The 12,330-nt window shown below is 69.6% G+C and carries 11 protein-coding genes; 2 read left to right on the top strand and 9 right to left on the bottom strand.

From position 1 onward, the window contains the following. Positions 1-47: 47 nt before the first annotated feature. Complete coding sequence (locus tag ASF44_RS15305) at positions 48-1,712, top strand: Na/Pi cotransporter family protein (RefSeq protein WP_056900086.1); 1,665 nt, start codon at positions 48-50, stop codon at positions 1,710-1,712. 17 nt (positions 1,713-1,729) lie between these two features. On the opposite strand, the gene ASF44_RS15300 is transcribed toward ASF44_RS15305, so the two are convergent. From ASF44_RS15300 to ASF44_RS15290, 3 genes are all read right to left on the bottom strand, one after another. Then, positions 1,730-2,638, bottom strand: a complete 909-nt coding sequence (locus tag ASF44_RS15300; RefSeq protein WP_056900085.1) for a diguanylate cyclase — start codon at positions 2,636-2,638, stop codon at positions 1,730-1,732. Positions 2,639-2,834: 196 nt separating this feature from the next. Continuing rightward, on the bottom strand, positions 2,835-3,638 hold the full coding sequence (locus ASF44_RS15295; RefSeq protein WP_056900084.1) for an NUDIX domain-containing protein: 804 nt from the start codon (positions 3,636-3,638) through the stop codon (positions 2,835-2,837). A gap of 73 nt (positions 3,639-3,711) precedes the next feature. Then, entirely contained in the window at positions 3,712-4,704 is a 993-nt protein-coding gene (locus ASF44_RS15290) for a quinone oxidoreductase (protein WP_056900083.1), read from the bottom strand. Between the two features lie 72 nt (positions 4,705-4,776). Here ASF44_RS15290 and ASF44_RS15285 point away from each other — a divergent pair, with 72 nt between their 5' ends. After that, positions 4,777-5,694 carry a DMT family transporter gene (locus ASF44_RS15285; protein WP_056900082.1) on the top strand — a complete coding sequence of 306 codons (918 nt, stop codon included), beginning with the start codon at positions 4,777-4,779 and terminating at the stop codon, positions 5,692-5,694. 13 nt (positions 5,695-5,707) lie between these two features. On the opposite strand, the gene ASF44_RS15280 is transcribed toward ASF44_RS15285, so the two are convergent. From ASF44_RS15280 to ASF44_RS15255, 6 genes are all read right to left on the bottom strand, one after another. Beyond that, a complete protein-coding gene (locus ASF44_RS15280; RefSeq protein WP_056900081.1) occupies positions 5,708-6,505 on the bottom strand; it encodes an SDR family oxidoreductase in 798 nt (265 codons plus the stop codon). Positions 6,506-6,677: 172 nt separating this feature from the next. Further along, the gene (locus ASF44_RS15275; RefSeq protein ID WP_056900080.1) at positions 6,678-8,189 is read right to left on the bottom strand and encodes a tripartite tricarboxylate transporter permease; all 1,512 of its coding nucleotides are present in this window, start codon (positions 8,187-8,189) and stop codon (positions 6,678-6,680) included. Between the two features lie 10 nt (positions 8,190-8,199). Further along, positions 8,200-8,688, bottom strand: coding sequence for a tripartite tricarboxylate transporter TctB family protein (locus ASF44_RS15270; RefSeq protein ID WP_056900079.1), 489 nt, complete (start codon positions 8,686-8,688; stop codon positions 8,200-8,202). A 136-nt stretch (positions 8,689-8,824) separates the two neighbouring features. Continuing rightward, complete coding sequence (locus ASF44_RS15265; RefSeq protein ID WP_056900078.1) at positions 8,825-10,603, bottom strand: GspE/PulE family protein; 1,779 nt, start codon at positions 10,601-10,603, stop codon at positions 8,825-8,827. Further along, a complete protein-coding gene (locus ASF44_RS15260; RefSeq protein WP_056900077.1) occupies positions 10,600-11,382 on the bottom strand; it encodes a spermidine synthase in 783 nt (260 codons plus the stop codon). Before ASF44_RS15260 ends, ASF44_RS15265 begins: the two co-directional genes overlap by 4 nt. Next, complete coding sequence (locus ASF44_RS15255; protein WP_056900076.1) at positions 11,366-12,265, bottom strand: TatD family hydrolase; 900 nt, start codon at positions 12,263-12,265, stop codon at positions 11,366-11,368. The genes ASF44_RS15260 and ASF44_RS15255 overlap by 17 nt, the downstream gene beginning before the upstream one ends. Positions 12,266-12,330 lie beyond the last annotated feature (65 nt).

The raw sequence follows: 12,330 nt of genomic DNA, 5'->3' as shown, positions 1-12,330 counted from the left end.
CCACCGTGCGGGCCGGGTCCGCGCGCGTATAGTGGGCGCCACATTCCATGAAGCATTTGCTGAATCTGTTGGCGGCCATCGCGCTGCTGGTCTGGGGTACGCACATGGTGCGCACCGGCATCCTGCGCGTGTTTGGCGCCAACCTGCGCGGCACGCTGTCGCACAGCCTGGGCAACCGCTTCTCGGCCTTCGCTTCGGGCCTGGGCGTGACCGCCCTGGTGCAGTCCAGCACCGCCACCGCGCTCATCGTCTCCTCCTTCGTCGGCCAGGGCCTCGTGGCCTTGCCGGCCGCGCTGGCGGTGATGCTGGGGGCCGACGTGGGCACCAGCCTGATGGCGGTGGTGTTCTCGTTCGACCTGTCCTGGCTGTCGCCGCTGTTGATCTTCGTCGGCGTGGTGCTCTTCATCGCGCGCCAGTCCACCGACGTCGGACGCTTCGGCCGTGTGCTGATCGGCCTGGGCCTGATGCTGCTGGCGCTGCGCCTGGTCACCGCCTCCACGGCCGTGCTCACGCAGGCACCGGCCATCAAGTCGCTGCTGGGCTCGCTCTCCAGCGATCTGATGCTGGAGATCACGGTGGGCGCGTTGCTGGCCGTCATTTCCTACTCCAGCCTGGCCATCGTGCTGCTCACGGCCACGCTGGCCGCGTCCGGCGTGGTCCCGGCCGAGGTGGCGCTGGGCCTGGTGCTCGGCGCCAACCTGGGCAGCGGCGCGCTGGCCGTGCTGACCACGCTGCGCTCGGCCGTGGAAGTGCGCCAGGTGCCGCTGGGCAACCTCGTGTTCAAGCTGCTGGGCGTGGTGCTGGCCGCGCCATGGGTCGGCCTGTGGCTGCAGGCCGTGCGGCCGTACATCGCCGACACGGCCACGCTGGTGGTGCTGTTCCACCTGGCCTTCAACATCGTGGTGGCCACCGTCTTCATCGGCCTCACGCAGTGGATCGCCGGCTGCGTCGAACGCTGGCTGCCGCGCACGCAACGCGGCCAGGGCGGACCGCTCGCGCGGCCGCAGCACCTGGACCCGTCGGCCCTGGCCACCCCCTCGCTGGCGATCTCGTGCGCCGCGCGCGAGGCGCTGCACCAGGCCGACGTGGTGGAGACCATGCTGCGCGGCGTGCTCGACGTGATCGTGCACAACGACCTGCGCCTGGCCGAGGAACTGCGCAAGCTCGACGACACGGTCGACCAGCTCTACTCGTCCATCAAGTACTACCTGACGAAGATCTCGCGCGAGGCCCTGGACGAGGAGGAGAGCCAGCGCTGGACCGACATCATCAGCTTCACGATCAACATGGAGCACATCGGCGACACCATCGAGCGCGTGCTGATCGACATCGAGGACAAGAAGATCCGCCCGGGCCGCAGCTTCTCCGAGGCCGGCATGGCCGAGATCCGCGAACTGCACGACCGCCTGATCTCCAACCTGCGGCTGGGCATGAGCGTGTTCCTGAACGGCACCGTGCACGACGCCAGGAAGCTGCTGGAAGAGAAGGCGCGCTTTCGCGACCTCGAACGCGCCTACTCGCGCACCCATCTGGCCCGGCTGACCGACAAGACCGTGCCCAGCATCGAGACCAGTTCGCTGCACATCGACCTGCTGTCCGAGCTCAAGCGCATCAACTCGCACATCTGCTCGATCGCCTACCCGATCCTGGACTCGGCCGGCGCGCTGGCGCCCAGCCGCATCCGCGAGTCCAAGTTCGACGAATTGGGCTGAGGGCGTTTGCCGAAGCTTCAGTCGTGCCCGACCACGCGGTTGCGGCCCGCGCGCTTGGCGGCATAGAGGCGGCGGTCGGCCTGCAGCAGCAGGCTTTCGCCGCACAGCTCGTCCACGCTGCTGCCGTGCATCACGCCGACGCTGACGGTGACGCAGGGCGCCACATCGGACCACGCATGCGCAATCGCCAGCAGCTCGATCCCGTGCCGCATCCGGTCTGCGCACAGCAGCGCGCCAGCCAGGTCGGTCTCGGGCATCAGCAGCACGAACTCCTCGCCACCGTAACGCGCTGCCATGTCGGCCGGACGCCGCATGCCGCTGCTCAGCGTGCGCGCCACCTGGCGCAGCACCCCGTCGCCCCTGGCATGGCCGTAGTGGTCGTTGTACTGCTTGAAAAAATCGACATCGACCAGGGCCACGGACAGCCCGCGGCCGGACCGGCAGGCGCGGGCCGTCTCGGTGGCCAGCGTGTCGTCGAAGCACCGGCGGTTCGCGATCTCGGTCAGCCCGTCGACACGGGCCAGTTGCTCGAGCATGCGGCGCTGGCGCGCCAGCTGCAGGTGCAAGGCCACACGCGCACGCACCACCGCCGCATGGAAAGGCTTGACGACATAGTCGGAGGCGCCGCCGCGCAGGCCGCGCTCCTCCTCCGCCGCGGAGTTCAGTCCGGTGATGAAGATGACGCCGATCACCGCGGTGCGCCGATCGGCCTTGAGCCGGTGCAGCACCTCGTGGCCGTCCAGCCCGGGCATCACCACGTCCAGCAGGATCAGGTCGGGCTGGTGTTCGCGCGCCAGCGCCAGGCCCTGCTCGCCGTCGCGCGCGTCCAGCACGGTGTAGTCAGACCTCAGCAGGTCGGTCAGCATGTGGCGGTTCAGTGCCGAGTCGTCCACGACGAGCACCGTCTGCCGCACGTTCGAATCCATAGGGGCCCTCCCTGCGCCGGCTCCCCAGTCACCTTTGCCGCAGGTGAGGGAATCGATGCTGGCCGCCATCGTATCTGCGGAAGCCCCTTGCCCACCCGCATTCGAAACGCCTGCAATGCATACACGGAAAACCGTGGCATTTCGGCGACGCCCCCCGCACCGCGCCTCGAACGCCACGCGGTGCGGGCAGGGTCGGCTATGCGTCCAGTGCCTGCATCAGGATCAAGGCTGCCTCGTCGGTGAACAGGCCTTGCTGCAGCCGCGCCGCCACCTCGTCCGGCGGCACGCATTCGAAGCGCTCGACCTCGCCATCCTGGTTGCTGGGCACCAGGCCATCGGGCAGCACGCACCGACTCCAGGCGATGTCCTCGACCAGGTAGCCGTGGCGCGTGCCATCGCCGGCCGGCCGGCGCTGGTGCACCCAGCCGGCCTGGTGCAGGTCCTGCAGCGCCTCCAGGCGCAGGCCGGCCTCCTCCCAGGTCTCGCGCTCCAGGGCCGTGTCCAGCGTGTCGCCGGCGGCCACCATGCCGCCCATCAGCGTGTCCCACAGGCCGGGGTCGTTGGGCTTGTCGAAGGCACGCTGCTGCAGCCAGACGTGGCCGCGCGTGTCGAAGCCGACCAGGTGCACGGCGCGCGTCGCGATGCCCAGCACGCGCACCACGGCGCGCTCCACGCTGGCCAGCGGCACGCCATGCACGTCGCAGACCGCCAACTGCTCGTCGCGCCAGGCATGGGCCAGGCCGGCCGCGCGCAACGCCAGCGCCAGCCGCTGCAGGCTGTCGCCGAGCGGGCCGCGCACGCAGTAGGCCTGGCCTTCGCGGCACAGCAGCGCCGTGCCGTCGACGGCAGCCAGGCGGCCCAGTGCAAGCGGCAGCGCCGGTTCGATGCTGCCGATCTCGCGCTCTTGCCACAGCAGCGGCACGCGCGGCGCCTGCGGCGGCTGCTCGGCGCGCGCCAGCAGCGCTGCGCACCAGTTCGGGTCGAGCGACAGCGCGTTCATTGGTGCCCCCTTCGGCCTGCGGCCTGTTCCCCCAAGGGGAAGCGGGCTTGCTTGGGGCGGCCCGGCGCTGCGCTCACAAGGTCAGGATGGTGCAGCCGGTGGTCTTGCGAGCCTCCAGGTCGCGGTGCGCCTGCTGCACCTGCTCCAGCGGGTAGCGCTGGTCGATGCGGATCTTCACGTCGCCGCGCAGCACCACGTCGAAGAGGTCGTCGGCCATGGCCTGGTTGCTCTCGCGCGTGGCGATATGCGTGAACAGCGTGGCCCGCGTGAGGTACAGCGAGCCCTTGTTGCCCAGCACACCCGGCGCGAAGGGCGCCACCGGGCCGGACGCGTTGCCGAAGCTGGCCATGAGGCCGAAGGGCTGCAAGCATTCCAGCGACTTCTCGAAGGTGTCCTTGCCGATGGAGTCGTACACCACCTTCACGCCCTTGCCGCCGGTGATCTCCTTGACGCGGGCCAGGAAGTCCTCGCGCTTGTAGTCGATGGCGTGGGCCGCGCCATGCGCCAGGGCCAGCTGGCATTTCTCGGGCGAGCCGGCGGTGCCGATCAGCTCCAGGCCCAGCGCGCGCGCCCATTGGCAGGCGATCAGGCCCACGCCGCCGGCCGCGGCATGAAACAGCACATGGTCGCCGCGTTGCAGGCCGCCCTGCGGCAGCGTCTTCTTGAGCAGGTACTGCGCCGTCAGGCCCTTGAGCATCATGGCCGCACCGGTCTCGAAGTCGATGCCGTCCGGCAGCTTGCAGACGTTGCGTGCCGGCATCACGCGCAGTTCGCAGTAGCTGCCCGGCGGCTGGCTGGCATAGGCGGCGCGGTCGCCGGCCGCCAGGTGCGTGACGCCGGCGCCCACCGCCTCGACGACGCCCGAGGCCTCCATGCCCAGCTGCAGCGGCATGGGCAGCTGGTAGAGCCCGCTGCGCTGGTAGACGTCGATGAAGTTCAGGCCGATGGCCTTGTGGCGGATGCGGATCTCGCCCGGGCCGGGTTCGCCCACCTGGACCTGCACCAGTTGCATTTCCTCGGGGCCGCCGTTGCGGTCGATGCGGATGGCCTTGCTCGTCGTCGTCATGTCGTCCTCTCGTGCGCGTGCAATCGAAGCGGCGGATGCTAGCAGCGATGGCGCGTCGTTACAGTCGCTTCAATGCCTGCGCAACGCCTGACGCCCTCCACGATCGCCCTGCTCACACTCCCCCCGCTGATGTGGGCCAGCAATGCCATCGTCGGCCGGCTGGTGGCCGGCATGATCCCGCCCGTCCTGCTGAACTTCCTGCGCTGGGTGCTGGTGTTCGTGCTGCTGCTGCCGCTGGCCTCAGCCGTGTTGCGGCGCGGCTCCGGCCTGTGGGAACACCGCCGCGGCCTGCTGCTGCTGGGCCTGCTCAGCGTGGGCTGCTACAACGCGCTGCAGTACCTGGCACTGCAGACGTCCACGCCGATCAACGTGACGCTGGTGGGCTCCAGCCTGCCGGTCTGGATGCTGGCCATCGGCCTGCTGTTCGGGGCATCGGTCTCGCGCAGGCAGCTGCTGGGCGCCGCCTTGTCCGTCGCCGGCGTGCTGGTGGTGCTGGCCCGTGGCGAGCCGCAGCAGCTGCTGCAGCTGCGCCTGGTGCCCGGCGACCTGTACATGCTGCTGGCCACGCTGGCCTGGGCGGCCTACAGCTGGCTGCTCACGCGGCCGGGCTACCCCGCCTCGCTGCGTGCGCACTGGGCCGGCTTCCTGATGGCGCAGGTGGTGTTCGGCCTGCCCTGGGCCGGCGCTTTCGCGCTGGGCGAGGCGCTGTGGCTGTCCCCGGTGTCCACGGCCTGGGGCTGGCCGCTGGCGGGCGCGCTGCTCTACATCGCGCTCGGCCCCTCGCTGACCGCCTACCTGTGCTGGGGTGCGGGGGTGCGCCGCGTGGGCCCCAGCACGGCAGGGTTCTTCGCCAACCTCACACCGCTGTTCGCGGTGCTGCTGTCCGGCCTCGTGCTGCGCGAGCCGCCGCGGCAGTACCACGCGTTCGCGTTCGCGCTGATCGTGGGCGGCATCGTCGTGTCGTCCCGGCGGCGCGAGGCAGGCCCATAGGCCTGCTGCGGGCTCAGTGCGTGCCGGGGTAGGCGCCGCCGTCCGGCAGGATGTTCTGCCCCGTGATGTAGCTGGCGTGCTGGCTGCACAGGAAGGCGCAGATCGCACCGAACTCGGCCGGCGTGCCCAGGCGGCGGGCCGGGATGTTGTTCTTGCGCGCGGCCACGATGTCCTCGACCGGCTTGCCGGTCTTGGCGGCCTGGCCGGCCACGGTGGCACGGATGCGGTCGGTGTCGAACACGCCGGGCAGCAGGTTGTTGATGGTCACGTTGGCCGAAGCCAGCTTGGTGGTGCGCGCCACGCCGGCGACGAAGCCGGTCAACCCGCTGCGCGCGCCGTTGGACAGGCCCAGCACGTCGATCGGCGCCTTCACCGAACTCGAGGTGATGTTGACGATGCGGCCGAAGCCGCGTGCAGCCATGCCGTCCACCGCGCCCTTGATCAACTCGATGGGCGTCAGCATGTTGGCGTCCAGCGCCTTGACCCAGTCCTCGCGGTCCCAGTCACGGAAGTCGCCCGGCGGTGGGCCGCCGGCATTGGTCACGATGATGTCGAACTCGGGCCGCACGGCGAACACGGCTGCCCGGCCGGCCGGCGTCGTGATGTCGGCCGCCACATGGAGGACCTCGGCCGCCGCCGGGCGCTGCGGATCGTCCAGCAGCGTGCGCTCTGCCGCCTGCAGCGCCTCGGCACCGCGCGCCACGATCAGCACGTTCACGCCCTCGCGCACGAGCGCCTGCGCGCAGCCGAAGCCCAGCCCCTTGCTCGCGCCGCACACCAGTGCCCACTTGCCTGCAATACCCAAGTCCATTGCGTTCTCCGTTGTTGCCTGAATCGGGCGCCGATCATAGGAAAAATGGCCCCGCGCTGCCCCGCTGCGCGAGGTCCGCCGCGCCCCGTGGGGGCATTTTCCTCATGGGGCGGTCCACCCATGAAAAACGGCGCCCGAGGGCGCCGTCCGAAGGGAAATGCCGCGCAGGACGTCAGTCTTCGACGAAGGCCTCTTCGCGCTTGTTCTTGACCGCCGGCAGCAGCACGATGATCACGAGGATGGCGGCGGCGATCAGCAGGCCGGCCGAGATCGGGCGCGTGACGAACACGCTCCAGTCGCCGCGCGACAGCAGCAGCGCACGGCGCAGGTTCTCTTCCATCATCGGCCCCAGGATGAAGCCCAGCAGCAGCGGTGCGGGTTCGCAGCCGAGCTTGTTGAACATGTAGCCGATGAAGCCGAAGGCACCCACCATCCAGATGTCGAAGGTGTTGTTGTTGGTCGAGTACACGCCGATCGCGCAGAACAGCACGATGGACGGGAACAGGAACTTGTAGGGCACCGTCAGCAACTTGATCCACATGCCGATCAGCGGCAGGTTCAGGATCACCAGCATCGCATTGCCGATCCACATCGAGGCGATCAGGCCCCAGAACAGCTCGGGGTTGCTGGTCATCACCTGCGGGCCCGGCTGGATGTTGTGGATCGTCATGGCACCCACCATCAGCGCCATCACGGCGTTGGGCGGGATGCCCAGCGTCAGCAGCGGGATGAAGGAGGTCTGCGCACCGGCGTTGTTGGCCGACTCAGGCGCCGCCACACCGCGGATGTTGCCCTTGCCGAAGGGCACTTCGCCCGGGTGCAGCTTGGTCTTCTTCTCGATGGTGTAGGCCGCGAAGGCTGCCAGCAGCGCACCACCGCCGGGCAGGATGCCCAGGGCCGCGCCCAGCGCGGTGCCGCGCAGCACAGCCGGCAGCATGCGCTTGAAGTCTTCCTTGGTCGGCATCAGGCCCGTGACCTTGCCGGTGAACACTTCGCGCTCGTCTTCGGGCTTGGACAGGTTGGTGATGATCTCGCCATAGCCGAACACGCCCATGGCGATGGCCACGAAGCCGATGCCGTCGGTCAGTTCGGGGATGTCGAAGCTGTAGCGGGCGACGCCCGAGTTCACGTCGGTACCCACCAGGCCCATCAGCAGGCCCAGCACGATCATGCCGATGGCCTTGAGCAGCGAGCCCGAAGCCAGCACCACGGCACCGATCAGGCCCAGGATCATCAGCGAGAAGTATTCGGCCGGGCCGAACTTGAACGCCACTTCGGTCAGCGGCGGCGCGAACGCGGCCAGGATCAGCGTACCGACCGAGCCCGCGAAGAACGAGCCCAGGCCAGCCGCCGCGAGTGCAGGACCGGCCCGACCGCGTCGCGCCATCTGGTAGCCGTCGATCACGGTCACCACCGACGACGATTCGCCCGGCAGGTTGACCAGGATGGCGGTGGTGGAGCCGCCGTACTGCGCGCCGTAGTAGATGCCGGCCAGCATGATGAGTGCGGACACCGGCGGCAGCGCGTAGGTGGCGGGCAGCAGCATGGCGATGGTGGCCACCGGGCCGATGCCCGGCAGCACGCCGATCAGCGTGCCCAAGATACAGCCGATCAGGCAGTACAGCAGGTTGGTCAGCGTGAACGCAACGCCGAAACCCAGCGAGAGGTTGTGAATCAGATCCATGGTGTCTTGCTCAGCCCGTGATGAAGGTCGGCCAGACCTGGATCTGGAGCTTCAGCGCCCAGATGAAAGCGAAGTAGCTGCCGATGGCCAGCACGGTGGCCAGGATCAGCACCGACTTGAGGTGGAACTCATGGCCGGCCAGGCTGGAGATGATGGTCAGCGCATAGATGGCCGCGATCATGCCCATGGCCGGGATGCCGATGCTCGGCAGGCCGCCCAGCAGGATGCCGAACGCGAGGTTGGCCCCCAGGATGAAGACCACCTGCTTCCAGGCCCACTTGCCGATCTTGTCGCCGTCCGCCGTCTCCGTCACCAGGGAGGTGAAGGTGATGATCATGCCGATGATGGCCATGACGATGCCCAGCATCAGCGGGAAGTAGCCCGGTCCCATGCGGGCCCCATTGCCCACCGTGTAGGTTGTCGCGCCCCATGCGAACGCAACGCCCACCACGGTGAACATGAGTCCGGAGAAAAAGTCTTTTTGACTTTTGATGTTCACAAAAATGCCTCCTCTAGCAAAAGGTGGCGCGATTGTGGAGGCATTCAAACCGCCGAAAGATGTGGATTCCACCTACATGCTGGCTGACGCGCGCCTGACGGATTGCAGCGCCGCAACGGCCCTTGCGCGGCGGCTGTCAGGCCGTGGGCGGCGTCTCCAGCGGCGGGGTGGCGCTGAGCACCTCGGCCATGGTGGTCAGCCCCTCGGCCACGCGCAGCGCGCCGGCCAGCCGCAGCGGCCGCATGCCGTCGACGAGCGCCTGGCGCCGCAGTGCCGAGGGCTGGCCGCCGGCCTGCGCCAGCTTGTCCTTGAAGGCTTCGCTGACGGTCAGCAATTCATACAGGCCCATGCGGCCCATGAAGCCCGTCATGCGGCATTCCAGGCAACCCACGGGCTTGTAGGGCGTGCATGCGCCGTTGATGCGCCAGGGGTGGATCACGCGGTTCAGCGTCTCGGCCGTGGTGCCCTCGTCAGGCGCGCGGCAGTGCCGGCACAGCACGCGCACGAGCCGCTGCGCGAGCACCCCGAGCACGGTGGCGTTGAGCAGGTAGGAAGGCACGCCCAGCTCCATGAGCCGCGTCAGCGCCGCCGGCGCGTCGTTAGTGTGCAGCGTGGAGAACACCAGGTGGCCCGTGAGTGCGGCCTGCACCGCCATCTCGGCGGTCTGCAGGTCGCGGATCTCGCCGACCATGATCACGTCGGGGTCCTGGCGCATCAGCGCGCGCAGGCCCTCGGCGAAGTCGAAGTCGAGCTGCGGCTGCACCTGGGTCTGGTTGAAGGCCGGCTCGATCATCTCGATCGGGTCTTCGATGGTGCTGACGTTGAGCGCCTCGGTGGCCACGCGCTTGAGCGTGGAGTACAGCGTGGTGGTCTTGCCCGAGCCGGTCGGCCCGGTGACCAGGACCACGCCGTGCGGCTGGCGCACCAGTGCCTCCCAGCGCGTGGCGTCGTGCGGCGAGAAGCCCAGCGCGTCCAGGTCCTTGACGGCGGTGTCGGGATCGAAGATGCGCATCACCATCTTCTCGCCGAAGGCCGTGGGCAGCGTCGACAGGCGCATCTCGACCTCGTCGCCCCTCGGGTTGCGCGTCTTGATGCGGCCGTCCTGCGGGCGGCGCTTTTCCACCACGTCCATGCGGCCCAGCAGCTTCACGCGCGCGACCACGGCGTTCATGACGCCCATGGGCATCTGGTAGACCGGGTGCAGCACGCCATCGATGCGGAAGCGGATGACGCCCTGCTCGCGCCGCGGCTCCAGGTGGATGTCGCTGGCGCGCTGGTTGAAGGCGTACTGCCACAGCCAGTCCACCAGCTGCACCACGCCCTGGTCGTTGGCGTCCAGCGTCTTGCTGGATTTGCCGAGCTCGACGAGCTGCTCGAAGCTGGCCAGGCCCGCGCTGCCGCCGGCCTTCTGCGCCGCGCGTACCGACCTGGCCAGCGCGAAGAACTCGGCCGTGTAGCGCTGGATGTCCAGCGGGTTGGCCACCACGCGGCGCACGCTGCGGCGCGACTGGCGCTCGACCTCGGGCACCCAGTCGCTGACGAAGGGTTCGGCCGTCGCCACCACCACCACGCTCGCGCCGACCTGCAGCGGCAGCACCTTGTGGCGCTCGGCGTAGACGGCACTCATGGTGTCGGCCACCTTGCCCACGTCCACCTTGAGCGGGTCGATGCGCTGATAGGGCAGGCCGGCACGGCCGGCAAGCCACTCGGCCAGCATCTCGATGTCCAGCGGCTTGCCGTCGCGCGCGCGCGCCATGGCCACGCTGGCCAGCCGCACCAGCGCCGGCTGCGCGCTTTCGGCCTGGGCGCAGCGCGCCACGGTGCGGCGGTGTTCGTCGGCGGAGATCACCCCGTCGGTGACCAGCCAGTCGACCAGCAGGCGCCAGGTCAGCGGGCCGACGTAGGGCACCGTCATGGCGCGGTAGCGCCGAACACGCGCAGCCACTTGCGCGCCGGCAGGCCCCAGCGCGATTCGATGTCGGCCGCGCGGGCCAGCAGGTCGGCGCGCTCGGGCCGACTGGCCTCGCGCTGGGCCAGCACCACGGTGTTGCCCTCGCGCGTGGGCCGGAAGGCCCAGACCGCACGCTCGCCGAAGGCCTCGGCGATGCGCGCCAGGCTGGCCTCGTAGCTCGAGGAGCGGCCGAACAGGTTGACCGTCATGGCGCCCTCCTCGGTCAGCAGACGGCGGCAGTCGGCATAAAAATCGGCACTGTCCAGCACGGGCGAGGCCGCCTCCTGGTCGTACAGGTCGACCTGCAGCGCGTCGACGGTGCCGTGCAGCGTGGCGTCCAGCACGGCCAGGCCCGCGTCGGCCAGGCGCACCTGCAGCCGCGCATCGTCGGGCGGCAGCTTGAACCAGCCGCGGCAGGCGGCGATCACCTGCGGGTTCAGCTCGATCACGGTGGTGCGCATGCGCAGCTTCTTGTGGCAGAACTTGGTCAACGCGCCGGCCCCCAGGCCCAGCTGCATGGCGTGGCGCTTGGTGATGCCCTCGGCGGGCACGAACAGCAGCCAGGCCATCATGCGCTGCACGTACTCCAGCTCGATGTCGTAGGGCTTGTCGATCAGCATCGAGCCCTGCACCCATTCGGTGCCAAGGTGCAGCGTGCGCACCACGCCGTCGTCGGCGAACTGCACCTCGGGCAGCGCCGGCTTGGCGCTGCGGGCCGTGGTGGATTTAGCGGCTTTTTTCATCGGCCACGATTGTGGCCTGCGCCGGCGGCCCTGCCTGCAACAGCGCACGCAGGCGCGGCAGGGCCGCGAGCGCATTGGCAGTGGTCGCCGCCTCGATGTCGGCCAGCGGCAGGCCGCGCAGCGCCACCAGCGTCTCGGCGATGCGCGGCAGCTCGGCCGGCGTGTTCAGTCCCTGGGGCCGGCCGGCCGCCCGCTCGGACTGGCGCACGTAGAGCCATTGCGGCGCAATGTCGGGCGCGTCGGTCTCCAGGACGATGGCCTCCAGCGGCAGCCCGGTGGCCAGCTGGCGCAGCTGGCGTGCGGTGTCGAAGGTCATCGCACCGCCGAAGCCCAGCTTGAGGCCCTGGGCCAACACGGCCTGGGCCTGTTGCCCGCTGCCGTTGAAGGCATGGGCGATGCCGTTCCAGTGCGTGCCTGCACCGATCTCGCGCAGCTGGCGCAGCACCTGGTCGACGCTGCGCCGCGTGTGCACGATGACGGGCAGGCCGTGGCGCCGCGCCAGCTGCAGCTGCCGGCGAAAGAAATGCAGCTGGCGCGCACGCATGGCGGGCTCGGCCAGCCCGGGCACGAAGAAGTCCAGCCCGATCTCGCCCACCGCCACGAGCCGCGGGTCGCCGGCATGTGCGGCCAGGGCCGCGTCCAGCCGGTCCAGGTCGCCATCGTCGGCCCGCGGCACGAACAGCGGGTGGATGCCCAGGGCGTAGGCGTCGCCGGTGCGGTGGGCGAATGCACGCACGGTGTCGAAATCGAACACACCGACCGCCGGCAGCACGCACAGGGCCACGCCGCGCCCGGCCGCCTGCGCGCGCGCGGCCAGCGCCAGCGCGTGGTCCGGGCCGAACTCCGGCGCATCGAGATGGCAGTGGGTGTCGATCCAGGGCATGGGGCCACTGTAGCGCGCGGCCCCGGCCGCATCGCCGTACGTCGATTGGGGGATGCCGTCCGGCC

Source organism: Pseudorhodoferax sp. Leaf274, from assembly GCF_001422445.1.
Classification (GTDB): domain Bacteria; phylum Pseudomonadota; class Gammaproteobacteria; order Burkholderiales; family Burkholderiaceae_C; genus Pseudorhodoferax.
The sequence above is the reverse complement of the archived record's forward strand: the minus strand, read 5'-3'. Positions and strand labels throughout refer to the sequence as shown.